The sequence below is a fragment of the Vibrio alfacsensis genome, assembly GCF_019670485.1.
Classification (GTDB): Bacteria; Pseudomonadota; Gammaproteobacteria; order Enterobacterales; family Vibrionaceae; genus Vibrio; species Vibrio alfacsensis.
The window spans coordinates 2,191,987-2,217,304 of sequence record NZ_AP024165.1; the positions used below are offsets into that span (position 1 = coordinate 2,191,987).

At 44.5% G+C, this 25,318-nt stretch carries 21 protein-coding genes; 9 read left to right on the forward strand and 12 right to left on the reverse strand.

All coding sequences use genetic code 11. The features are described from left to right. Positions 1-106 precede the first annotated feature (106 nt). The 3 genes from VA249_RS10050 to fabB all read right to left on the reverse strand — a co-directional run bounded on the left by VA249_RS10050 (position 107) and on the right by fabB (position 3,780). Complete coding sequence (locus tag VA249_RS10050) at positions 107-1,120, reverse strand: aspartate-semialdehyde dehydrogenase (RefSeq protein WP_128810481.1); 1,014 nt, start codon at positions 1,118-1,120, stop codon at positions 107-109. Next, a complete protein-coding gene (locus VA249_RS10055; RefSeq protein ID WP_221067898.1) occupies positions 1,117-2,250 on the reverse strand; it encodes a 4-phosphoerythronate dehydrogenase in 1,134 nt (377 codons plus the stop codon). Before VA249_RS10055 ends, VA249_RS10050 begins: the two co-directional genes overlap by 4 nt. 318 nt (positions 2,251-2,568) lie before the next feature. Further along, positions 2,569-3,780, reverse strand: coding sequence for a beta-ketoacyl-ACP synthase I (gene fabB / locus VA249_RS10060; RefSeq protein ID WP_221067900.1), 1,212 nt, complete (start codon positions 3,778-3,780; stop codon positions 2,569-2,571). Positions 3,781-3,908: 128 nt separating this feature from the next. Between fabB and mnmC the strand changes: the two genes are divergently transcribed. Further along, a complete protein-coding gene (mnmC, locus tag VA249_RS10065; RefSeq protein WP_221067902.1) occupies positions 3,909-5,927 on the forward strand; it encodes a bifunctional tRNA (5-methylaminomethyl-2-thiouridine)(34)-methyltransferase MnmC2/FAD-dependent 5-carboxymethylaminomethyl-2-thiouridine(34) oxidoreductase MnmC1 in 2,019 nt (672 codons plus the stop codon). 134 nt (positions 5,928-6,061) lie between these two features. Here mnmC and VA249_RS10070 read toward each other — a convergent pair whose 3' ends face one another. The 3 genes from VA249_RS10070 to VA249_RS10080 all read right to left on the reverse strand — a co-directional run bounded on the left by VA249_RS10070 (position 6,062) and on the right by VA249_RS10080 (position 7,522). Continuing rightward, positions 6,062-6,586 carry an NADPH-dependent FMN reductase gene (locus VA249_RS10070; protein ID WP_221067904.1) on the reverse strand — a complete coding sequence of 175 codons (525 nt, stop codon included), beginning with the start codon at positions 6,584-6,586 and terminating at the stop codon, positions 6,062-6,064. Positions 6,587-6,713: 127 nt separating this feature from the next. Then, positions 6,714-6,977 carry a YfcL family protein gene (locus VA249_RS10075; RefSeq protein WP_128810468.1) on the reverse strand — a complete coding sequence of 88 codons (264 nt, stop codon included), beginning with the start codon at positions 6,975-6,977 and terminating at the stop codon, positions 6,714-6,716. A 14-nt stretch (positions 6,978-6,991) separates the two neighbouring features. Further along, positions 6,992-7,522 (reverse strand): elongation factor P hydroxylase, encoded by a 531-nt coding sequence (locus VA249_RS10080; protein ID WP_221069924.1) that lies wholly within the window; start codon positions 7,520-7,522, stop codon positions 6,992-6,994. A gap of 323 nt (positions 7,523-7,845) precedes the next feature. On the opposite strand from VA249_RS10080, the gene VA249_RS10085 reads away from it, so the two are divergent. Continuing rightward, complete coding sequence (locus tag VA249_RS10085; RefSeq protein WP_128810467.1) at positions 7,846-8,469, forward strand: trimeric intracellular cation channel family protein; 624 nt, start codon at positions 7,846-7,848, stop codon at positions 8,467-8,469. Positions 8,470-8,558: 89 nt separating this feature from the next. Here the strand turns inward: VA249_RS10085 and aroC are convergent, their stop codons facing one another. Together aroC and prmB are read right to left on the reverse strand one after the other, a co-directional pair. Then, the gene (gene aroC / locus VA249_RS10090) at positions 8,559-9,644 is read right to left on the reverse strand and encodes a chorismate synthase (protein ID WP_128810466.1); all 1,086 of its coding nucleotides are present in this window, start codon (positions 9,642-9,644) and stop codon (positions 8,559-8,561) included. A 253-nt stretch (positions 9,645-9,897) separates the two neighbouring features. Next, the gene (prmB, locus tag VA249_RS10095) at positions 9,898-10,830 is read right to left on the reverse strand and encodes a 50S ribosomal protein L3 N(5)-glutamine methyltransferase (protein WP_128810465.1); all 933 of its coding nucleotides are present in this window, start codon (positions 10,828-10,830) and stop codon (positions 9,898-9,900) included. 61 nt (positions 10,831-10,891) lie between these two features. Between prmB and smrB the strand changes: the two genes are divergently transcribed. Continuing rightward, positions 10,892-11,422 carry an endonuclease SmrB gene (smrB, locus tag VA249_RS10100; protein WP_211916215.1) on the forward strand — a complete coding sequence of 177 codons (531 nt, stop codon included), beginning with the start codon at positions 10,892-10,894 and terminating at the stop codon, positions 11,420-11,422. Between the two features lie 139 nt (positions 11,423-11,561). On the opposite strand, the gene sixA is transcribed toward smrB, so the two are convergent. After that, positions 11,562-12,026 (reverse strand): phosphohistidine phosphatase SixA, encoded by a 465-nt coding sequence (gene sixA, locus VA249_RS10105; protein ID WP_221067906.1) that lies wholly within the window; start codon positions 12,024-12,026, stop codon positions 11,562-11,564. A 390-nt stretch (positions 12,027-12,416) separates the two neighbouring features. On the opposite strand from sixA, the gene VA249_RS10110 reads away from it, so the two are divergent. Then, positions 12,417-15,278: an insulinase family protein gene (locus VA249_RS10110; RefSeq protein ID WP_221067909.1), complete on the forward strand. Its 2,862-nt coding sequence runs from the start codon at positions 12,417-12,419 to the stop codon at positions 15,276-15,278. Positions 15,279-15,380: 102 nt separating this feature from the next. Further along, positions 15,381-15,632, forward strand: coding sequence for a CG2 omega domain protein (locus tag VA249_RS10115; RefSeq protein WP_221069925.1), 252 nt, complete (start codon positions 15,381-15,383; stop codon positions 15,630-15,632). Between the two features lie 243 nt (positions 15,633-15,875). Here VA249_RS10115 and fadJ read toward each other — a convergent pair whose 3' ends face one another. Beyond that, positions 15,876-17,990: a fatty acid oxidation complex subunit alpha FadJ gene (gene fadJ / locus VA249_RS10120; RefSeq protein ID WP_221067910.1), complete on the reverse strand. Its 2,115-nt coding sequence runs from the start codon at positions 17,988-17,990 to the stop codon at positions 15,876-15,878. Next, entirely contained in the window at positions 17,990-19,297 is a 1,308-nt protein-coding gene (fadI, locus tag VA249_RS10125) for an acetyl-CoA C-acyltransferase FadI (protein ID WP_221067911.1), read from the reverse strand. Before fadI ends, fadJ begins: the two co-directional genes overlap by 1 nt. Before the next feature lie 678 nt (positions 19,298-19,975). Between fadI and VA249_RS10130 the strand changes: the two genes are divergently transcribed. From VA249_RS10130 to VA249_RS10145, 4 genes are all read left to right on the forward strand, one after another. Continuing rightward, a complete protein-coding gene (locus VA249_RS10130; RefSeq protein WP_411912347.1) occupies positions 19,976-20,482 on the forward strand; it encodes a sigma-70 family RNA polymerase sigma factor in 507 nt (168 codons plus the stop codon). Continuing rightward, a complete protein-coding gene (locus VA249_RS10135; RefSeq protein WP_221067912.1) occupies positions 20,475-21,209 on the forward strand; it encodes a DUF3379 domain-containing protein in 735 nt (244 codons plus the stop codon). The genes VA249_RS10130 and VA249_RS10135 overlap by 8 nt, the downstream gene beginning before the upstream one ends. A 293-nt stretch (positions 21,210-21,502) precedes the next feature. After that, positions 21,503-22,786 carry an outer membrane protein transport protein gene (locus VA249_RS10140; protein WP_221067913.1) on the forward strand — a complete coding sequence of 428 codons (1,284 nt, stop codon included), beginning with the start codon at positions 21,503-21,505 and terminating at the stop codon, positions 22,784-22,786. A 309-nt stretch (positions 22,787-23,095) separates the two neighbouring features. Continuing rightward, the gene (locus VA249_RS10145) at positions 23,096-24,391 is read left to right on the forward strand and encodes an outer membrane protein transport protein (RefSeq protein WP_221067914.1); all 1,296 of its coding nucleotides are present in this window, start codon (positions 23,096-23,098) and stop codon (positions 24,389-24,391) included. A gap of 88 nt (positions 24,392-24,479) precedes the next feature. Here the strand turns inward: VA249_RS10145 and VA249_RS10150 are convergent, their stop codons facing one another. Further along, positions 24,480-25,259 carry an MlaA family lipoprotein gene (locus VA249_RS10150; protein ID WP_221067915.1) on the reverse strand — a complete coding sequence of 260 codons (780 nt, stop codon included), beginning with the start codon at positions 25,257-25,259 and terminating at the stop codon, positions 24,480-24,482. Positions 25,260-25,318 lie beyond the last annotated feature (59 nt).

Below are 25,318 nucleotides of genomic sequence, written 5' to 3' on the forward strand. Positions count from 1 at the left end.
AATGTGTGGCTCTCACCATATTCGTACTAATCTCACACAAATTTGCCCCATTCGTACAAAAAAGCCCCGCTTAATGCGAGGCCTTGAATGAAAAAGCAAACACTACTTAGTAATAATCACGAATCAACAATTCTGCAATTTGTACCGCATTCGTTGCCGCACCTTTACGCACGTTATCCGCAACAACCCATAAATTCACACCACTGTGATGGCTAATGTCGTTACGGATGCGGCCGACCATCACATGATCTTTGCCACCTGCATCACGAACCTGTGTCGGGAAGTCTTCACCGTGGAACACTTCAACGCCCTCAGTTTGCTCAAGCAGATTAATCACTTCTTGCGCATCGATCGGAGCACGCGTTTCTACATGAACCGCTTCTGCATGACCATAGAATACTGGCACTCGAACACAAGTTGGGTTCACAGTAATTGATGGGTCGTTAAGAATTTTTTGCGTCTCCCACACCATTTTCATTTCTTCTTTGGTGTAGCCGTTTTCCATCATCTGATCGATTTGTGGAATACAGTTAAACGCGATCTGTTGTGAGAATTGCTTCTTATCTGCAGGAATACCGTTCAGTAGCTTCGCTGTTTGACCTGCAAGTTCATCAATACCGCCTTTGCCTGCACCAGATACCGATTGGTAAGTTGAAACGTTAATACGTTCAATACCTACCGCATCATGAATTGGTTTTAGCGCCACCAGCATTTGGATGGTTGAACAGTTCGGGTTCGCAATGATATTGCGGTTACGAAACTCAGCAATAGCTTCTGGGTTGACTTCTGGCACAACCAAAGGAATATCGTACTCGTAACGGAAGTGAGAGGTGTTGTCGATAACAATAACGCCCTCGTCTGCCGCAATTGGCGCCCATTTTGCTGATAGCTCTCCGCCCGCTGAGAAAAGCGCAATGTGTGCTTGAGACCAATCAAACTCTTCCACGTTCTGGATACGGATGGTTTTACCGTTGAAGCGGTAAGTCTTACCCTCGCTGCGCTCACTTGCCAACAGGAAGATTTCACCTACAGGAAATTTGCGCTCTTGAAGCACTTCCAAAATTGTTTCACCGACCGCGCCGGTCGCACCTAATACGGCAACATTGTATTGTTGGCTCATTGACTTACCTCAACCTGAAAACCTAATTCTGCCAATGGAGCAAGATTGCATGTTTCTGTCCCCACTAGCGTGACAGCGCTGTATTCACGACGATCCCAGTAATTTTTACGCATCAGGTCAAATGAGCCTGGCTTACTGATTTCACGACGGAAAAGCGCGTCATCTTTACGCACATCATAGATCAACTGTGTGATGTTGTGCAGCGTTGCTTCATCCCATGCTCTGTCCAAAACCATAGTAGGGACAGGCGCGGTTGGCAGTAAATCGCTGGCATGCGCATGTAATTCGTTATTTAGAAACTCGCAGTAACTGTTGAAAACCATTGTCGTACCACGAGCTTTCCCTTCCAGACCATAGCCTGCAACGTGAGGGGTTGCGAATGCTAGCAGAGGCAGAAGCTCCATATCAACCTCTGGTTCAAATTCAAATACATCTAATGCGGCAGTAAAGCCATCGTTTTTCAGTAAACGTTGCTTCAGCGCTTGGTTATCAACAACCGGACCGCGTGCTGCATTGATAAGAATTTGATCGCTACGAAGACCATTTAGCACCATTTCATCAATCAAATGATGCGTTGGATGCGGCCCCTCTTTAGTGATTGGAGTATGCAACGTGATGATATCTGACGTTTCAATGAGCTCTTGTAGTGGTGTGAAGCTACGAGAATCACCTTCTTCTTGTTTGAATGGGTCGTTGATAAGCACGTTAATGCCCATGCCTTTCAAGCATTTTTCAAGGTAGCTTCCCACTTGGCCAGCTCCAACAATGCCAACGGTTTTATCAAAGACAGAGAAACCTTTCTGCTGTGCTAGAACCATCATGACGCTGAATACGTATTCCGCGACACCTACTTTGTTACAACCTGGCGCTGCGGTGAAGAAAATGTCTCTCTCTTTCAAAAGAGCCTGATCGACATGATCCATACCGGCCGTTGCCGTACCGACAAACTTAAGCTTGTTGGCTTTGCTGATCAGCTCTGCATTTACTTTAGTGACAGAGCGAATCATCAGGGCATCAGCATCCACTAAGTCATCAGAAGTAAGGGTACGGCCCGGTTTTAAGATCACTTCCCCGAGTTGGCTGAAAAGTTCTTCAGCGTACGGCATGTTTTCATCAACAATAATTTTCATAACGCCAGCGTTTTAAGGTCCATTTTTGTGAGTTTGTTTGTTCGCAAGAAGCGAAATTAGAATGATTGTGCCCTTTTCCCACAAAATCTCAAGAAATATACCTAGGGCGAGATTTAGAAAAGAAAAAGCCCGGCTAAATTAGCCGGGCAACGTTCCAGAACAAAAGGATCCTATCCCGCTCTCCTTGGGATAGAGTCTGCGTCTGTTCGATCAGTCAACCTGATCAAGCTCTGGAAACTGGTTTGTTGGTCCGTTTATGCCACATGGGAAATCACAGCAAAAATCCGACCAACAAATTCAGTTAGCTTTGAATCGCTCTTACGCTTGGTACTTTTTGATGACCAATGTTGCGTTTGTACCACCAAAACCAAAGCTGTTTGACATAACAGTCGTTAGCTCTGCTTCACGAGCTTCTGTTACGATGTCTAGACCTTGTGCTGCTTCATCCAAGTTAGAGATATTCACACTTGGTGCGATGAAGTTATTGTCTAGCATTAGTGTTGAGTAAATTGCTTCGTGAACGCCAGCAGCGCCTAGTGCGTGACCAGTCATTGCTTTTGTCGCAGAGATTGCTGGGCTGTTATCACCGAATAGCTCTTGGATAGCGCCTAGCTCTTTCACGTCACCTACTGGCGTTGAAGTACCGTGTGTGTTGATGTAATCAATGCTATCTACGTCTTGCATTGCCATCTTCATACAGCGGATTGCGCCTTCACCTGATGGAGCGACCATGTCGTAACCATCAGAAGTCGCGCCGTAACCAACGATCTCACCGTAGATTTTCGCGCCACGTGCTAGTGCGTGTTCAAGCTCTTCGATAACTAACATACCGCCGCCACCAGAGATAACGAAACCATCACGGTCTGCATCGTAAGTACGAGATGCTTTTTCTGGTGTTTCATTGTATTTAGTTGATAGTGCGCCCATCGCATCAAACATCATAGTTTGAGACCAATCTAGCTCTTCACCACCACCAGCAAATACTATGTCTTGCTTACCAAGTTGGATAAGTTCCATTGCATGGCCAATACAGTGTGCAGAGGTTGCACATGCGGAACTCATTGAGTAGTTCACACCACGAATCTTAAATGGTGTTGCCAGGCACGCTGATACTGTTGAAGACATCGTACGTGGCACCATGTAAGGACCTACGCGTTTAACGCCTTTCGCACGCATCGTATCTGTTGCGACTGTTTGGTTTAATGCAGAAGCACCACCAGAGCCCGCAACGATACCTGTACGGTCATTCGATACTTGCTCTTCTGTTAGACCTGCGTCTTCAATTGCCTGCTGCATTGATAGGTATGCATAAGCGGCCGCATCACCCATAAAGCGCATCTGCTTACGGTCAATCAACTCTGCAGGGTTGATTTTAAGATCACCCCAAACCTGCGAACGCAGACCGTGTTCTTTGAACTGCTCAGATGCTGTGATGCCAGATTTGCCCGCTTTTAGAGACGCAAGAACTTCTTCAACGTTGTTACCGATACTTGAAACAATACCCATACCGGTGATTACGACTCGTTTCATTATGACATTCCTATAATTTCAAAATCCGCTAGATGATAACTAAGATATTCAACAAAAGTGGTCAGCTTTCCCATAAATTCGTACAATCGGGGAATTCTAACTGCGCCAAATCACATATTTGCACCATTATGACTTCGATTAAAAACGCTGAGCTTGCATGGAATGAAGCTGGTACGCCAGTTTCTGACCAATTTGATGATGTTTATTTCTCCAATGTAAACGGTCTTGAAGAGACGCGCTACGTATTCCTCAAACAAAATCATCTCCCGGAAAGATGGCAGGAGTTTGACCAAAGACGCTTTGTTATTGGTGAAACCGGATTTGGTACAGGGTTGAACTTCTTAGCTGTATGGCAATGGTTTACCGAATTTCGTCGTGAATATCCAGAAGCAACACTAAAAGAACTGCATTTTGTTAGCTTTGAGAAATACCCATTAAGCAAAGCTGACTTACAAAAAGCACACCAATCTTGGCCAGAGTTGGCAGAACTCGCCGCAAAGCTGCAACAACACTACCCAGCCGCTGTGCCTGAGTGTCATCGAATTGTTTTGGAAGACGGTACTATCACGCTCGACCTTTGGTTTGGTGACATCAAAGACTGCATGCCACTTGTTCCTTATGAGGAGCAAGGTTTGATTGATGCTTGGTTCCTTGACGGGTTCGCACCAAGTAAAAACCCAGAGATGTGGAATCAAAATCTCTTCAATGGCATGGCAAAGTTGGCGAAACAAGATTGTACGGTCGCAACTTTTACTGCCGCGGGCTTTGTGCGTCGGGGTCTTAACGAAGCCGGCTTTGCGATGAAGAAAGTCAAAGGCTTTGGAACCAAACGCGAAATGATCGCCGGTTCAATGGAACAGCGTGAAGCACATTCAAACCATTTGCCTTGGTTCAACCGCACCGCGTCGAGCAACCATGAATCCATTGCAATAATTGGTGGCGGCATCGCCAGTGCTACTCTAGCTAAAACGCTGGTTCGTCGTGGTCAGAATGTGACGCTTTATTGCAAAGATGCTCAACCTGCTGAGGCTGCATCGGGCAATCGTCAAGGTGCCGTGTACCCATTATTAAATGGCCCTCACAAAGGCGTTTCCCGCGTGTTTGCTCCAGGCTTTTTGTTTGCCCGTCAGTTTATTGACCAAGCTGCACAAGACATCCAATTTGATCACGATTGGTGTGGCATCACTCAACTGATGTGGGATGACAAATCCGCAGAAAAACTGGAGAAGATGCTCGGGGGTAACTTTACTCCTGAGTTGATTCATAAGCTATCGGCTGAAGAGACGGCCGAGAAGATTGGCCTACCGATTGATATGGCGTCGGTTCACTACCCTCTTGGAGGCTGGTTATGTCCTGCTGAACTCACCCGCGGTTTGATTTCTCAGCTAGAACAGACTGACCTTTTTGAAGCAAAATTCGAGCATCAGATCGAGTCGCTAGATTGGGATGAAGCGCGTCAGCTTTGGACATTAAAAACGAATGGTCAACGCTTTGAGCACTCAACCGTGGTGGTTGCTAACGGCAGTGAATTCCAAACACTAAGCCAAACGGCGGACCTACCAATGGGCCAGGTAAAAGGCCAAGTTAGCCACGCACCAGCAACGGAAACACTGTCTAAGCTGAAAACCGTGCTGTGTTACGACGGTTATATGACGCCTGTTAACCCAAATAATCAACATTTGTGCATCGGTGCAAGTTACGACCGCAGTCACCTAGACTACGAGTTTGACGAAGAAGCACAAAAAGACAATGCAGAGAAATTGGTGAAGTGTCTACCGAATCAAACTTGGACGAAAGAAGTGGATACCTCAGGCAACTTGTCACGCCAAGGCATTCGCTGTGTTAGCCGAGATCATCTGCCGTTTGTTGGTAACATAGGTGACTTTGAAACCATCAAAACGCAATATGTGGATCTGCAAAATCAACAAGAACAAGACGTTGAAGCGATTCACCAGTTCCCTAACCTATTCTGTTTCTTGGGTTTAGGCTCACGCGGGTTAAGCTCAGCACCTCTAATGGCAGAAGTGTTGGCATCGCAAATCTGTGGCGACCCATTGCCATTGCCTGTAGATGTGCTAACTGAGCTGCATCCAAGTCGTATGTGGGTAAGGAAGCTGCGCAAAGGTAAGGCGATTACTGAGCTATAAGCGACTAACCTATAAAACACCGCTCTACAATACGGTCTCATACCCGAACATAAAAACGCCTTAGTCATTATTGACCATGACTAAGGCGTTAAACTTTGCATTGCTCTCGAAACGAAAAGAGCTTTATCTATCACTTATTTCAACGCAGCAACGACTGCTTTTAACTGCTCAGCAATTTCTGCATTGCGGAACTCACCAGTCTCTAAATCAAAATTGTCATAGAAGCTTGGTACAGAAAGAGAAGCTTTAACCTCTGCACCAAAATACGGTGCGGAACCCGTTGCGGCTGCTAACACCGTCTGTGCGCCACCAGGACCCGGTGACGTAGCAAGATAGATTGCTGGTTTGTTTTGGAAAACATTGCGCTCGATACGAGTCGACCAATCAAATAGGTTTTTGTATGCCGCCGAGTAAGAGCCATTGTGCTCTGCAAATGAAACGACTATCGCATCCGCCGATGCAATATCATTCAAAAATGCTTTTGCACCATCGGCTTGGCCAATTTCTTTCTCTTTGTCTTCACTAAATAGAGGGACATTGTAGCTATTGAGGTCCAATACCTGAACCTCTGCACCGTCGACAAGATTTGCCGCAAAAGTGGCCAGTGTTTTATTGATAGATGTAGAGCTGGTTGAAGCACCGAATGCGATAATTTTCATGGTTGTAGTCCTGTGTTTGCTTTCTCTAACAATTAGAATAAGAGGCAAACCAACATGCTACAACCACAAAAATTTTAAGGAGAGATTCAAATAATTTGAATGAGTCTATTTCACGCGCACTGCATCATTATGCTTGCGCTTGAAGCTCTTGCCACAAATCATTGACAATCACACGATCTGCTGGCGTCAATTCTGAACGAGCATGATCTAAGCTAATTTCAATGCGAGACTTTAATTCAGCAACATCACTAATGCCCTCTTCCTCGCAAGAAGCCGCAGAAAGGGAAATGTGACCACGTAAGTAACCACCAGCAAACAATTCATCATCTGATGCCGTTTCAATACGAGCATCAATCAACTCTAGAAGTTTTTCTTCAAATTCAATAATCATGTTGTTTCTCAGGGTTACTTAACAATAAAATCTGACTTTTCCAAAGGTTGGATATCATAAAAAGCGCGCAACGCATCAGACAGCATTTGAACACGCGGCGGAAGACCCGCAGCTAGAATACCTAGCACTTCATGATGAACCTTATGCATAAAGCCCAGTCTATCGGGTTCAAAATCGCCATGTAGGTTGTCACAACTGACATTAAAAGGGAAGTCAGCACTTTTTGCCAAAATCCACTCATAAGCTTGAGGACGAATCTCTACTTTTTCGAACTCTGCTTGCACTTCTGCAGTACGACCATCCGGTTCATACCAGTAGCCGAAATCTTCAAGCAAACGGCGCTCAGGGCCAGCAACACACCAATGTGCAATTTCATGTAATGCCGATGCATAGAAGCCACGAGCAAAAATAATCCGATGATGCGGATGTAACTCATCAGCTGGCAGGTAAATTGGCTCATCCCCCCCGAGCTCTAATTGGGTATTAAAAGACTCAAGAAAGGTATCGTTAAAAATGGTGATAAGGTCTTGGTATTCGTGGGAGATCATCGATTCTGTACTTCAAATTGATAGGCAAGATGCATTGTCGCCGTTTTTCTAGGTTAGGTAAAGATGCACAACAGCTTTGGTTATTAGCTCAGTTAATCTGAAAACCGCTTTCTCCATATAATTTCTCATTCGTCACAGATCACATTTCCCACTAAACTCACGCCTTATTTTAAGTGGAACAATGGCGAATTTTTCGTCATTTAAGTGCCATTTTTTGGGGTTGGGCCATCAAATTGCTCAAATCTTGTTTGTAAGTTTTGCCACTGCTCGCTAAATCATCAAGCGAAATCGCAGTGCATTTTGATTTTTGGGTGTCTCCTATGCTGCTAAGTGTCTTGTATATCATCGGTATCACAGCTGAAGCCATGACTGGTGCATTAAGTGCTGGTCGAAGAAAAATGGACTGGTTTGGTGTTATGTTGGTTGCAAGTGCGACAGCAATCGGTGGTGGCACCGTGCGTGACATTCTGCTTGGCCACTACCCGTTAGGCTGGGTGAAAAACCCTGAGTTTCTTGCGATCACTTGTGTCGCTGGCGTGTTGACTACCGGCCTTGCAAAATGGGTTATTAAACTAAAAGGCCTGTTTATTCGTTTGGATGCGCTAGGCTTGATTGTATTTAGCATTATCGGTACCAAAGTCGCGATTGGGATGGGCCTGCATCCTGGTATCTGCATGGTTTCTGCTTTGGTAACGGGTGTATTCGGTGGTTTGCTGCGCGATTTAATTTGTCGTCAAACACCACTCGTATTGCACGAAGAGCTGTATGCTTCTGTCGCCCTGATTGCATCAGGTCTTTACTTAACGCTTTTAGAGTTCAACGTACCAGATGTAACGGCAACGATTGTTACCTTAATTACAGGTTACATGCTGCGTATGGCAGCGGTTCGATTTAAATGGCGTCTGCCATCTTTCAATTTGGAAACCGAAGGGTCGATTCACTAATTCGAATCCAAGTGTTTCAAGAAACGCACTAAAATTAAAAAGGCTGCTCGTTGAGCAGCCTTTGTTTTATATCGAGTTAAGATACAAACTTAAATCTTTGGCGTCTCGGTTTGTACGCCATGGTTTTGACCACGATGGCGTAGCAAGTGGTCCATAACGACAATTGCCAGCATCGCTTCAGCAATAGGCACGGCTCGAATGCCCACACATGGGTCGTGACGCCCTTTTGTAATCAATTGCGTTGGCTCACCATCTTTAGTAATGGTCTCACCCGGTACTGTGATGCTTGATGTAGGTTTAAGTGCGATGTTCGCAACAATATCCTGACCTGTAGAAATTCCGCCAAGGATCCCCCCGGCATGATTACTACCAAAACCATCAGGAGAGAGCGGATCGCGGTGCTCACTGCCTTTTTGTTTGACCACATCAAAACCGTCACCAATCTCAACCCCTTTCACCGCATTGATACTCATTAGAGCGTGCGCAATATCAGCATCTAGGCGATCAAAAACGGGTTCACCGAGTCCAACAGGAACATTGGTTGCGACCACTTGAATTTTCGCACCAATAGAGTCGCCTTCTTTTTTCAAGTCACGAATCAGTTGGTCAAAAGCATCTACTTTGTCGGCATCAGGGCAGAAAAACGCGTTGTTTTCTATTTCATTCCAATCGACTTTATCAATGGAAACATCACCCATTTGTGACAGGTAAGCACGAACTTCAACACCAAATTCGTCTTTCAGGTATTTCTTCGCAATAGCACCAGCAGCAACACGCATTGCCGTCTCTCGAGCTGACGAACGGCCGCCGCCTCGATAATCTCGAATGCCATATTTTTGATGGTAAGTGTAATCAGCGTGTCCCGGACGGAACTTATCTTTAATGTCTGAGTAATCTTTAGAGCGTTGATCGGTGTTTTCAATCAGTAAACCAATTGATGTACCTGTCGTTTTACCCTCAAACACACCCGATAAGATTTTGACTTCATCTGGCTCTCGACGCTGTGTCGTGTAACGAGATGTGCCAGGACGGCGACGATCTAGATCCGTTTGTAGATCCGCTTCTGTAATTTCCAACCCTGGAGGGCATCCGTCTACGATACATCCTAGTGCGATACCGTGACTTTCCCCGAACGTGGTTACGCGGAAATGTTGTCCGATACTGTTTCCTGCCATTACTTCCTCAAATTATTGTCGCCGCACTCTTTAGCTAAAAGTGCAACTGCTTATCAATTCTTCGTAGAATCATAGTGGCGTCATTACGTTTTGATGTAAAGCCTGTTTTTACTGAAAAAACAAAAGTCCTTAAATTGACGGAATTCGTGACAAGCAGATAAAAAAACACCGAGCGCATGGCTCGGTGTCTTTATTATTTGTTTCGCTTGGTCGGTTTTTACAGACTTGTTTCTACAGGCTTGTTTGTGCAGACTTAGTCTTTGTACAGTTTGAACTCTTCTGCACAATCAACCAACTGGTCACGAGTGATCATGAATACGCCATGGCCGCCATTTTCAAACTCGATCCAAGTAAATGGAATTTCTGGGTATTGATCCATCATGTGAACCATTGAGTTACCCACTTCACAGATCAAGATACCATCATCCGTTAGGTAATCTGGTGCATTAGCAAGAATACGACGAACCAGTTTCAAACCATCCGTACCAGCAGCAAGGCCAAGTTCAGGCTCGTGCGTAAATTCTTCTGGTAAGCTATTCATGTCTTCTTCGTCCACGTATGGCGGATTCGACACTATCAGGTTGTACTTCTCTTTTGGTAAATCACGGAACAAATCTGAACGAATTGGGAACACTTGCTGCTCCATGCCGTGATCTTGAACATTCTGCTCAGCCACTTGCAGTGCGTCAGTTGAAATATCAATCGCATCCACTTCTGCATCTGGGAACGCATGTGCACACGCGATCGCGATACAGCCGCTGCCTGTACATAGGTCCATAATGCGAGTTGGCTCTTCAATCAACCAAGGCTGGAATTCTGCTTGAATCAACTCACCGATTGGTGAACGTGGCACAAGTACACGCTCATCAACAAAGAACTCAAGGCCACAGAACCACGCTTTATTCGTCAAGTACGCCGTTGGTGTACGTTCGTTAATGCGTTTTACTACACGTTCAACAATACGTAAACGCTCGCTCGTGGTTAAACGAGAACTTAATACATGCGGAGGCACATCGATCGGCAAGTATAGCGTTGGTAGGATTAGCTGAACGGCCTCATCCCACGCGTTGTCAGTACCATGACCGAAGAACAAGTTCGCTGCATTAAAGCGACTTACTGTCCAACGAATCATATCTTGAAGGGTATGTAGCTCAGATACCGCTTCTTCTACAAAAATCTTATCCAAAATTGCCTCCGAAAAGCGCTACAATACTGCCATAAATTGTAAAAATGAAATTGTTTACCTAATGAGCAAAAAAGACACCGAACACGATGACGATTTCGCCTTATTTCAGGATGCAGTACAGGGCGTAAAAAAGTTGCGACAGGATACCATAATCCAGCAACCAAAAAAAAATTCTAAGCAAAAAGAAATCAAGCGTTCTAGCCGAGAAGCGAGTGACTCCGAATTTTACTTTTCCGACGAATTCGTCCCACTTTTAAATGAAGAGGGGCCAACTCGCTATGCCCGTGATGACGTATCCACTTATGAAGTGAAACGTCTACGTCGTGGGGTGTACGTTCCTGACGTATTCCTTGATATGCACGGCATGACACAACAAGAAGCAAAACGTGAACTAGGCGCGATGATTGCCTATTGCATAAAAAATGAAGTGCACTGTGCGTGTGTTCAACACGGTATTGGTAAGCACATATTGAAGCAGAAAGCCCCACTATGGCTAGCTCAACACCCAGATGTCATGGCATTTCACCAAGCACCACTTGAATTTGGCGGTGATGGCGCACTCTTAGTCTTACTCTCTATTCCAGAAAAATAATACTAAGCAGAAAAAACGACCGAGATATAAGAATGACAAAGGCAGGATTTTCCTGCCTTTTAATTTTCAAGTACCTGTTTAATTTTCACGTACCTGTTTAATTTTCAAGTACAGGATTGTTTAGTACACCCAGCGCGATTTAAGGCGTGATGTGCCACAACACTTCGCCATTTTGTGTTTTAGGATCGTACTCAATGCAAACCAAACCAGAGGTTGGGAACATCGGAGGCGTCATATCTTTCACAAATTCAGACGTGAGATAGCCAACCAATGGTAAGTGAGAAACGAAAAGAAGCGAATCTAGCTCTTCCACTTCAATCAGTGCATTTGCAAAATCAAAGACTTGGTCAGACTGGCCATAAGGTGTGATGTCGTCACACGTAACAATGCTTGCCGACGAAAAATGGACACTAATCTCTTGCCATGTTTGCTGTGCACGAATGTAAGGACTGACCAGCACTTTATCAAAAGAGGCAAAACCTTGCTCTTTGCAAGCTCTAGCGACGGCTTCTGATTCTGCTCGGCCTCTTGAAGTCAGCACTCTCTCTGCATCGGTATCAGCAAAATGCTCGGCTTCACCGTGACGCAAAATAAATATTTTCATGTTATTTCCTATGGATAGCTAACGCTACCAAAAGGTTGACTGCTATCTTTTATAAAAAGTTGGGCTAAAATACTGATATATTTATTGGTTAATTATATCAATTCGCTTGCCAAAGATAGCGACTTTCTTAACAATCTATTAAAAAGAATATACTCAGTTCATCACATTCTACGAAGATGACATGAACTCAGTGCATTCCTTCAAATAGCCCACCCAAACACAACCATCGGGCTGTTTTGTGCACTTACCGCGGTTTAGTCGACACATACCAAGGTTTAGTACACATACAAATAGCAAAAATTCAGCAAAGCGTACTTGCGTAAGCGCAAACTTTGCACCGTCCCCATATGGGGATCATAATGACTGTAATGCGAAACTTGGAGACGCATCGTGCACTTAAGTCCAAACGATTCAAATCAATACCGCTACATTACGTTAAGTAACGCTCTGCGCGTATTGCTGATTCATTCCGACACGGCTCAACAGTCGGCAGCAGCATTAGCAGTGAATGTAGGACACTTTGATGATCCCGACGATCGTCAAGGTCTTGCCCACTATTTAGAGCACATGCTTTTTTTGGGTACGGAAAAATACCCCAAAGTAGGCGAATTTCAAAGCTATATTAGCCAGCATGGTGGAACAAACAATGCGTGGACAGGTACAGAGCACACCTGCTTTTTCTTCGATGTGAATCCAAACGCTTTTGAAATCGCACTCGACAGATTCAGTCAATTTTTTACCGCACCGTTATTCAACGAAGAAGCGCTCGATAAAGAACGTCAAGCCGTAGAATCTGAGTACAAATTAAAACTCAATGATGATTCTCGCCGCCTCTACCAAGTCAACAAAGAGATCGTAAACCCAGATCATCCATTTGCTAAGTTCTCCGTGGGCAACTTAGAAACATTGGGCGATCGCGATGGACAATCAATTCGTGATGAAATTGTCCACTTTCATAGCAATGAATATTCCGCTGACTTAATGACTCTAACGTTATTCGGCCCACAATCGCTTGATGAATTACAGGCTTGGGTAGAGCACATGTTTGCTGGCATTACCAACCATCAGTTGCGTGGAAAAACCATTGACGTACCTATTTGTGTCCAAAAAGATTCAGCTTGTGACCAAAGAGGTTCAGGGAGTACCCAAGGAAAGGCAGATAGTATCCCAGGTAATTCAGATGAAACTCTGGGCAGCACAGGCATTTTGATTCAAGTCGAACCGGTCAAAGAGTTTCGTAAACTCATTTTAACGTTCCCTATGCCGGGGATGGATCAATACTACAGCATAAAACCCCTTTCCTATTTTGCTCACTTACTTGGTTATGAGGGCGACGGCAGTTTAATGCTGCAACTGAAAAACAAAGGTTGGATTACTTCTCTGTCTGCCGGCGGGGGAGCAAGTGGCAGCAACTATCGCGATTTCACGGTCAGTTGTACGCTTACTCCAGTAGGATTGGAACATGTCGATGACATCATTCAGGCTGTGTTCCAATACCTTTCAATGATCAAACAAGATGGCATGAATGAATGGCGTTATCTTGAAAAGCAAGCCGTGCTTGAATCGGCATTCCGCTTTCAAGAAGCCTCTCGACCGCTCGATTTAGTCAGTCATCTCGTGATCAACATGCAGCATTATTTGCCAGAAGACACTATGTATGGTGACTACAAAATGGCAAGGTATGATGACGAACTACAACGGTCACTATTACAGTACCTAAGCGTTGAAAACGTGCGTGCAACATTGATTGCGAAAAATCTTAAATATAACCGCACCGCGCAATGGTACTTCACACCTTACTCTGTCACTGCATTTAGTGCCGAACAACGACGCTTCTATCAACAGATTGATCCAAGTTGGCAATTTCTTTTACCAGAAAAAAACCCGTACATTTGTTACGAACTCGACCCTCGCCCATTTGAAAATGGCGGAACATTACCCGAGTTAGTGGAAGATTTGGAGGGGTTCCGACTTTGGCACTTACAGGATGACGAGTTCCGAGTGCCCAAAGGTGTATTGTACGTCGCCATTGATAGCTCACATGCTGTCGCCTCACCCAAGAACATCGTGAAAACCCGACTTTGTGTTGAGATGTTCTTGGACTCCCTCGCTCAAGAAACTTATCAAGCAGAAATCGCGGGGATGGGCTACAACATGTACGCTCACCAAGGGGGCGTAACGCTCACACTATCCGGTTTTAGTCAGAAGCTACCTCAACTGTTGGAAGTGATTTTACAGCGTTTTGCCGCGAGAGAGTTCAACCCAACTCGCTTCGAAACGATTAAGCAGCAGTTATTACGAAATTGGCGAAATTCGTCTCAAGATCGCCCGATTTCACAGCTTTTTAACGCATTAACGGGGTTACTGCAACCGAACAACCCACCCTATGCCACGCTCGTTGAAGCGCTAGAAGAAATCGAAGTGGATGAGCTTTCCGTGTTTGTTGAATCCATTTTGGCAGAATTACATGTGGAAATGTTCGTCTATGGCGATTGGCAACGTCAGCAAGCCCATGACATGGCGACCACGCTGAAGAATGCGTTACGAGTGAAAGAGCAACGCTATGAAGAAGCCCTACGTCCATTGGTGATGCTTGGTGGTAGCGGCAGTTTCCAGCGTGAAGTGAATTGCAATCAGCAAGATTCAGCGGTGGTTCTTTATTACCAATGTACCAATACAGAGCCACGAAATATTGCATTGTACTCGCTAGCAAACCATCTAATGTCGGCAACGTTTTTCCACGAAATTAGAACCAAGCAACAATTGGGCTATATGGTTGGGACAGGCAATATGCCATTAAATCGTCATCCGGGTATTGTGCTCTATGTGCAGTCACCAAATGCAGCACCTGCCGAACTGGTAACGTCTATTGATGAGTTCTTAAACGCATTTTATATGGTGCTGCTAGAGCTCAATGAGTACCAATGGCACAGTAGTAAACGAGGGCTTTGGAACCAAATTGCCACACCAGACACCACTCTAAGAGGCAGAGCACAGCGTCTATGGGTCGCTATTGGTAACAAAGACTCGGAATTTAATCAACGTGAGAAGGTGTTAGAAGAACTTAAAACCTTATCTCGCAGCGATATGATTCGATTTGTCGTGAATGAACTCAAACCTCGCACTGCCAACCGCTTAATAATGCACACCCAAGGTATCGCTCACGAAGATGCACCGCGCATCAATCTTGGGCAAGAAATCGGCTCAATAGACGAGTTTCAGCTGCGACCAAAAGATACCGGACTTGGGTAAATGGGAATATCTGATACTAACTGTGGCGTAAAATGGTAAACATCAAAGATACGCTTCTGCTTTAATTACATTGTTCAATTTATACGCAAGCACGAGAATATGATGAAAAAACTACTTTTACTGACTGCGATGTTAATGCCACTTGCACCAGCTTATGCTGACATTACGATTAAAGGGGATGGTTTTGAACTGAGCGAAGACTGTTTACGTTTAGATGGTGACAACGTATCCGTAAAGTCTGACGACTGCTCATCTAAAAAGCACGGCAAAGACCACAAAGGCAACGCTAGCGTGCATGGTAATGACAACCCTGGCAAAGGCCATGATAAAGATAAAAAAGACAAGAAAAAGTAATATTGCTGCCAATAACAGCGAGTAAGTGCTCAAAGTTAGTATAGAAAAAACACTTGAAAACGAGACTGAAACTTTCGATACATAGTGGTCTACAATCGTAATTTTAAATGAAGCCCTCGTACTTTATAACTATAACAAGCGAGAATAACCAGTTATTGAACACAATTGATGTGGCATGTTGCGTTATCAAAAAAAGGCTAGCAACCCGCTAGCCTTTTGTATCATGCTTTAAAGAGAACTCACTTATTCGTAAAAATTACGTTCTTCACCTGCGCGAGTCAAAAGACCGTCGCATGGTGCGTAACGATCGCCGTATTTCGATGCAAACTCATTCATTTTCTCAACCAGTTCTTTCAAACCGAATTGATCCATGTAACGGAATGGGCCGCCAAGAAACGGTGGGAAGCCAATACCAAAAATTGCACCAATATCGCCATCACGCGGAGAGCGAATGATTCCCTCATCCAAGCAGCGTACCGCCTCATTTAGCATCGGCAGCACACAACGCAGTGCGATGTCAGTATCACTCAATTTTGATTCTGGCGTTAAGTTAAGTAGTTTATACACGGATTTATCCACTTCTTTTTTCTTACCTTTGTAGGTATAGAAGCCTTTACCGGTTTTACGCCCTTTACGACCATCATTGAGTAACGTGTCAAATACATCTGGGCCTTGGAAACGCTCACCTAGCTCTTTGACCAAAATTGGCATGATCTTCGCGCCAATATCCACCCCGACTTCATCCAGCAGTGTGATTGGCCCAACAGGGAAACCAAAATCCAGAAGTGCACCATCTAACTGCTCAATTGGCTCATTTGCCAACAAGATATGCGCCGCTTCATTCATGTAAGGCGCAAGAATGCGGTTCACATAAAAGCCTGCTTTATCTTTAACCACGATTGGCGTTTTACCTTGTTTTTTCGCCAACGCCACCACTGTAGATATGGTTTCATCCGAGGTGGTTTCATGCGGGATAACTTCAACCAACGGCATCTTTTCTACCGGGCTGAAATAGTGCAGACCCACAATGTTTTCTGGTCGCTCTGCTTTCTCAGCAATTTTATGTATTGGCAATGAGGACGTATTGGTTGCAAAGATGGTTTCAGACTTAGCGTTGGCTTCTATGTCCGCCACCATTTGTTGCTTAAGGTCGAGATCTTCAAAAACGGCTTCGATAACCACATCAATGTGATTAAAGCTCGTAAAGTCTACGCCCCCGGAAAGTTGTAGCATTTTCGCTTGTAAATCCGCTTTTGAAAGAATGCGGCGCTTACGCTGCTTTTCAAACAACTTGTAGTTGTAATTTAACGCGTTGAGTACACCATCATTGCTCACATCTTTGATTCGTACAGGTACTTTTGCTTTAGCTACAGAGACATGACTGATGCCCGCCCCCATTAGGCCGCCACCCAACACTCCAACTTTGCGGATAGATGCTGGTTCAGCATCCGTACCGTTTTCTTTCTTCATTTCTGTGGTTGCGAAAAAGATCGAGCGCAGTGCTTTTGACTCTGAACTCATCACTAGCTCACCAAAGCGTTTTGCCTCTAACTCTTGGCCTTGAGCAAAACCTTTTTCTAAACCATGCTGAATAACTTCGAGTATGGCTGGCATTGCTGGGTAGTTTCCACGTGTTTTCTCATTCGCTTTTTTCGCCGCTTGTTCAAAAACAAACTTACGTCCTAACCCACTTCCTGATACCAATTTTTCTTTGGTTGATTGTTTTTTACTGCCTTTGTTCTTTCCTTTTTCAATAAACTGCGTCGCGACATCAAGCAAAATCGTCTCAGGAACACAGGCATCAACCACACCAAGTTTTTTTGCTTTTTTAGCACGAAGTTGCTTACCGGTTAGGATGAGATCCAGCGATGGAAGTAAACCAATTAAACGAGGAAGACGCTGTGTGCCTCCTGATCCTGGTAACAAACCTAGCTGCACTTCTGGCAAGCCTAATCGGGTTTTATCCGAATCCGTACACACACGGTAATCACACGCAAGCGCTAATTCTAAGCCACCACCAAGACAAGGGCCATGGATCGCAGCGACGACCGGATAAGGCAAATCGGAAAGCTGCTGGAATAAATCTTGACCTTGTTTAGCTAATGCTTCCGCTTCACTTGCTGTTGTACACGCATCAAGCATACGAACGTCGGCTCCGGCCACAAAGTTATCCGGTTTTAATGAGTAAACAATCATGCCTTTCACGTTGGAGCTGTCTTTGAGTTGAGCGAAGATCTCTTTCATCTCATCAGCGAACGCCGCTTGCAAGGTGTTCATCTTTTCATTCGGAACATCGATGGCAAGCCAAGCAATGTTTTGTTCATCAATTTTTAGACTAAATGCATTTTGCTCGCTCATTACTCAACCTCCAGAATCATTGCTGCACCAAGACCACCTGCGGCACATGCGGTATTCAATGCTAGGCCACCGCCACGGCGTTTTAGTTCACGTAGGGTTTGCGTCATCATACGCGCCCCTGTTGCAGCAAACGGGTGACCATAAGCAATTGAGCCCCCGAGAACATTGAACTTGTCCATGTCGATTTCACCAATCGCTTTTGAACGCCCTAAATGTTCTTGTGCAAATTCATCTGACGCGAACATTTTCACGTTCGCCAGAGCTTGGGCCGCAAAAGCTTCATGCATATCAATAAGTGTCAGATCTGAAAGCTCCAAGCCGGTATTCTCTAGCACTTTTGCCGTTGCGTATGTCGGGCCCATTAGCATGTCCATTTCCACGCCAATCGCTGAGAATGCATAGCCACGGATGTAGCCTAGAATCTCCATGCCAAGCTCTTTCGCTTTGCCCTCGCGCATGAGCATAACAGCCGCACCACCATCAGTTAACGGCGTACTGTTTGCAGCCGTCACACTGCCATATTGACGGTCAAATGCTGGGCGAAGTTTAGCGTACCCTTCGAGTGTGGAGTCATGACGGATGTTGTTGTCTTCTGAGATCCATTTTTTGTATGGTTCAGGGAATGCTGTCATGACTTCATCTTGGATCTTGCCATCTTTCCACGCTTGAGAAGCCAGAGTGTGAGAACGATGCGCTAATGCATCTTGTTCGGCACGGGTGATGCCATGGGACTTGGCCATTTGCTCTGCGGTCTGCCCCATTGAAAGGCCAGTGGAATACTCGGCAACAGCAGGAGGAACTGGCATCAAGTCTTTGAAGCTCAGATTTTTAAGAATGTTAAGCTTTTGACCTAATGTTTTGGTTTTACTTAAAGCGAGTAAGTTCGCAGCAAGTTTTTTCGACACGCCAATTGGCAATACAGAAGAAGAGTCCGCACCACCAGCGATACCAACATCAATGGTGCCAGCCATGATACTTTCCGCCACATTCACGGCCGCTTGAAAACTGGTCGCACACGCGCGTGTCACACTGTAAGCATCGGTATGGATATTCATTCCTGTGCCTAGCACTATTTCGCGTGCAATGTTTGGCGCTTCTGGCATCTGAACTACCTGTCCAAACACAACCTGTTCAATTAACTTAGGATCGATATCGGTGCGAGCAAGCATTTCACTCACTACCATTTTGCCTAAATCGACCGCTGGCACCTGGCTAAATTCCGTGCTTTGACGAGCAAAGGGGGTTCGAAGCCCTGCGACAATAGCAACACGTTCACCATGGCGTGTTTTCACTTCCTGCTTGCCCATTGTTTCTCCTTAAATACAAGAGGTCTGACCTCATGCATTGTAATCAACTTGTTAAAATTATCAAACGTGCGTTTAAATAAACGTGAAGCAAGTAGTTGTATTGTTCTTGTTCTCGGTTTTCAAAAGACACAAGTGACTGGAGTGGCGGTTAGGTTAGGTTAGGTTAGGTTAGGTTAGGTTAGGTTAGAGATTACGTGAAATTTGATTGGGGTGAGCACGTGGAAAGCTAAAATGGAAGCAAAAAAAAACCACACAAAGTTGTGTGGTCGGAATATCTATAAAACAATTAACGTACGCCAATTGTAAAGTAATCAGTTTCCTGATTAGGAGAAAGTAAAGTCAGCCTTCAAAAGGAAGTGTCATCTTGCTCAACATGTCAGTCGTAATGACTAACTAGATGACAAGATGTACTATAACTCGTTCACTGTGACAAAATTTGAAATAGATCAATTTTATGGTGATTATGCCCTTTTCGGTGGCATCATTTATAAATGTGCTCAACCAAAGCAACCCATACGAACAAATTTAATAAAAATGGTTTGGTATATCACGAGCACACAAAATTGATGGTATGGATGTCGGTCAGTATTTTAGACCTCACAGAGCAAGACGGAGGCTCCTGTGGCAATTTTTAAAATATTCGGAAAGAAAAATTCCGACAGTCCGGTCAACTCTGATATGGACAGACAAAGAAAATACGAAGCGCTCGTTAGAGGCTATCACCGAGATTTATATCGCTATGCCTACTGGCTATGTCGAGATAAAGCGATTGCAGAAGATTTAGTGCAAGAAACCTGTTTGCGCGCTTGGAAGTCACTCGACAGTCTTCAAGATGAAAAAGCAGCGAAATCTTGGCTTATCACCATATTAAGACGAGAAAATGCTCGCCGATTTGAACGAAAACAATTTGATTTGGTGGATATCGATGATTATGGCAATGATGCCAAAGTCAACGATGATCCTCATCATCAACAGGAATGGCTACAAGCTCAGATCATGAAGCTGGATGTGGATTATCGTGAACCGCTATTCTTGCAAGTTGTTGGAGGGTTCAGCGGTGAAGAGATCGGAGAGATCTTAGAGCTCAACAAAAACACGGTCATGACTCGCCTTTTCCGAGCACGTAATCAATTAAAAGAGATGTTGGATTCTCAAAATACTCAAAGAGGACAAAAGAATGGATGATTTAGAATTTCGTCGTCGTATTTTGTCGGATCCAAAACAAAAAGACGAAGCGCTATCACAAGTGATGGCTGAAAACGAAACGAACAGTAAGTTTGTTGACGACGTTTTGGATCTCGACCTAAAAATTAAACAAGCCATGAACATCGATGTGCCGGAAGACTTAGCAGATAAGATCTTGTTCAGCCAAACATCGAGCGCGCTAGATGATGAGAAAATCCTTAAACCAAACTTTGCTCGCAAAGCCATGGCATTGGCGGCATCAGTTGCGTTTACTGCGGGGTTGCTGGTCGGTCAAATAAACTGGGGAAGTCTCATCGTTTCACCGGCACAAGCAAGCTTAGCCGATACTGCCATTAAGCATGTCGTTCATGAAGAAGCGTTTATTCGCCACCTTGATGAAAACGTTCCGAGCGCACAAATCAACGCCAAAATGTCACCGTTTGATTACCAGTTTACCAATGGATTTCCTTACCACGTGTATTACCTCAATCATTGCGGATTCGGTGATTCCAATGCATTACACATGGTTTTCCAGGGGCAATATGGCAAAGTCACTCTGTTCTTAACAGGGATAGAAAGTGACAACGCAAAAGCATTTAATAAAGATGGGATGACGGGGGTCGTGGAGCCAATAGGCAACACAAGCATGATTCTTGTTGGTGAGAAAGGTGAAGATGTAAAAGCTATTGCAGCTAAGATCCTCCCTCTCATCAAACCAATGTCCTAAAATTCCTTAATGTCCGTGAACAGTCATTAAACGCCATCAAAGTTAGAAACTTGATGGCGTTTTCTTATTATTCACCGCCAAAACATTCACCACACCTCTTACATTTAGAGCTATAACTCTAATTTATGCACTTTAGATGCAATATCCCCGCAGTTAGACATCATTTCCGCAATTTTTATTCAATTTTATCCAATGGTCGGATTTGTCTTTATTAATCTTAATACTACTATCTGCGCCACTGAGCAAAAGCTCAACTTATCGTCCAAAGAGACGAAATTAATAAGGAATAAGAAATGACTCAGAATACGCGTCTGTTCAAGAAGACTCTCCTAGCAGTGACGGTTGCAATGGCATCTGGTCAAGCAATGGCAGCTGGTTTCCAGCTAAACGCACAATCAGCGACTGGTATCGGTCGTGCATTCGCAGGTGATGCGGTAATTGCAGATAATGCCTCTGTAATGGCACGTAACCCTGCAGCAATGGCTCTATTTGATAAAACTGAGCTATCTCTTGGTTTTGAAAGCATTACTTCACTTATCGAAGTGAAAGATGCTAAATACTGTGGCGCAGGCTGCCAAGCTGCTCCAAACGTATTCCCACCTCAAGATATTGCTAACACTGATGACGTAGGCGGAACATCAATTGCGCCCAACATCCACCTCATTGTCCCTGTTAATGAAAAATTTGCTTGGGGTGTGAATGCTTACTCAAACTTTGGTACAAAAACAGAATTTTCTGACAACTATGTTGCCGCTGAATACGGTGGTCTTACGGACGTGAAGAGCTTCAACTTTGGTCTTGCGGGCTCATACCGCTTGAATGACCAATGGAGCTTCGGTGCTGGGTTAGATTTAATCTATGGTCAAGGCACAATGAAACGTGTGGCCGGCGAAGGCTTTCCAACACTAGGTCCAATATCTCCAGGTGTTCCTCTACTTGACGTGGATAAAGCTGATGGTTTTGCAGTCGGTTTCAACGTAGGTACTGTATTTGAGCTAGATAGAAACAACCGTTTTGGTTTCTCTTACCGTTACAGCCCTGAATTTGAAGCGAAAGACGATAAAGGTCAAAAAATCGTTCTGCCTCTACCAGATATGGCTGAGTTCTCTGGTTATCACAAAATTGAAGACACCAAATTCGCAGTTCACTACTCGATCCAATACATCGGTTGGGGTGCATTTGACCAAATCGAGTTTAAAAACCTTAAAGACTCACTTCTTACAGGTAATTATAACAAAGATTACCAATGGCAAGATGGTTGGCACTACGCGATTGGTGGTACTTACTACCTAAACAACGATTGGACACTGCGTGCGGGTTACATGTACGACACAAGTGCGCAAGATCAAGTGACATCAATTTCTGTACCAGATTCCGATCGTCAGTGGTTGTCTGCAGGCTTTACTTACCACATCGACACTAAATCTAACGTTGACTTTGGTTTCACTTACCTAATGGGTGATGACGTTTCAGTAAATGAAGATACTAACGTTGGTGGTATCGCAGTAAGTAGTATTTCTGCAACGACTCACGCTGACGCAATTCTATTCGGCTTACAATACAGCCGCAGCTTCTAAGCTTAGCGCTGATAGCTAATATAAGCACTCTCTATATAAAAGGCTGGTATTCCAGCCTTTTTTCTTATCTATTCAATTCCATTCACTGTATTTAAGCGTACAAGTGTAATCAAAAACCACCTTTATACCTCACAGCTGTTCGCTGAAATTTCTTTACACTCCCGTTACGATTAGTTTTATATGCCAAAAAATTTAGATTTAATAGTTATATATTTCAAAAAACAACCAATGGCGGAATCTCATTTTTAAAGTAATAACTCTAGGCGTAAACTTTCGCTCCACGTTATAAATTACTCAGCGAACATTACAATGAAAACCAACAAGACTCTCCTATCTACAGCAGTGGCATTCAGCCTACTTAGCGCTTCTGGTATCGCCAATGCGGCTGGTTTCCAACTTGCAGAATACTCTGCAACTGGTCTAGGCCGTGCATACGCAGGCGAAGCAGCAATGGCAGATAATGCAAGCTCACAATGGCGCAACCCTGCAATGCTGACTTACCTAGAAGGTACACAGGTGTCTGTTGGTGCGATTTATGTAAACCCAAATATTGATGTAGATGGCACATCGACTTACATCGATGGACCGCATCCAGCAAGCTCACACGACTTTGCCCATGATGCCATCATTCCAAACTTTTACCTTTCTCATCAATACAATGACAAGCTAGCGGTTGGTTTTGCACTTGGCACCAACTACGGCATGGAAACCGATCTAGGTAAAGATTTTGCCGCGGCAAACTTTGGTAACCAAGCGAGTGTGTTCTCGATGGAAGCAAACCTAAATGCGGCCTACAAACTGAACGAACAACTAAGCATTGGTGGTGGTGTTCGTTACATCATGGCGGATGGTAGTATTGGCGCTGTCATGCCTCCTCAAATGAAACCACTAGCTGGCAAAACACTTAAGTATATGGAAGGTGACGACAAAGCATGGGGTTGGCAAATCGGTGCTGCGTGGCAAATCAATGACAACAATCGCATTGGTTTTGCTTACAAATCTGAAGTTGAATTAAATCTTCAAGGACATGCGGAAGGTCTAGGCTTCAATCTTGTAGCGCCAGTTGTTAAACCACGCTACAACGGCTCAATGGAACTAACACTCCCTGCTACCGCAGAACTAGCAAGCTTACACCAACTAAATGATCAACTTGCGATTCACACTAGCATCAACTGGACAGATTGGAGCAGCTTTAAAGAGCTAGTGGCTAATATTCCGGAGTTTGGCGATAAATCAGACCAATTAGTAAAAACTGAAAATTGGAAAGACAACTACCGCTTTGCTGTAGGTACAACCTATCAACTTGACCAAAAATGGACGCTGCGCTCTGGCGTTGCTTACGATATGTCAGCCGTTGATGACAAATACCGTACTACAACAATTCCAGAGACGGACCGCGTATGGCTAAGTGTTGGCGCAGGTTACGAATGGTCTAAGAACCTAACTCTAGACGCTGGTTTTACTTACATCTTTGCTAAAGATGCACCAATCAGCGAGCCTCGTGATTCTTCTGACAACGCTGCCGCAGCATTCGGTGGTAAATTCGAAGGTGAAGTGACGGGCAACGTGTGGCTAATTGGTGTTCAAGCGAACTACACGTTCTAATTTTCGAATAGAACTACTTGATAAAACAAAGGCTTAGCGAACGCTAAGCCTTTTTGTTTGATACGAATTCTTGTTACTTATTGTGTAATCAGAAATCTTCTTCTAGATACTCATCTAAGTACGCTTCTTCATCTTCATCGACGTCATCCGTATTGTTGATTTCGGCCTTAAAGTCTTGCCTCTGAATATACACATCACGCGTCAGTACGTATGGATCTGGTGAGGTTTCCAGTTGAGCTTCTTGTGGCACCAATAAAGCACGTTTCTCCATCCCCTCTAGCGCCCACTTGCCTAAGCCAGCCCAGAAGTTTACATATGACAATACCGGATATAAACCATCAACGGTATCCGTCACCTCGCGCAAGGTATACGGACCATAGCCTGGAATCATAAAGTATGGCCCATTGCCAACCCCATAGTGACCAATCGCATCACTAAACGCTTTGTTGTCATATTTGGTAATACCAGCGGCGGTTGCAATGTCGAACACCCCAAAAATACCAAACGTCGAGTTAATCCAAAAACGGTTGAAATGATCGACCGCTTTGCCGCCGTTACCCATGATAAGGTTGTTCACCACGCTCGCTGGTTCATCTAAGTTTGCGAGAAAATTAGCGATACCAGAACGAATTGGAACGGGCGTATACCCAACATACGCAAGTGAAACGGGGCGAACCAAGTATGGGTCTAGATAATCGTAGTTGATATCCCACATCGCACGGTTAAAGCTTTCTAACGGATCATAAACACCCGCAGTCGTCTGATTTGTTTCATTGTCTTCTGTTACTGCTTTGTCTGGTGCGGTTGAGCACCCTGCCAGCCCAACTGCAAACAGCAACAACAAGATGGATTTACCCTTGTTATACATTCTGTGTTCCATACGACTATTAAAATAAAGGCCAGCTAATGCTGGCCTTAATCATTCTA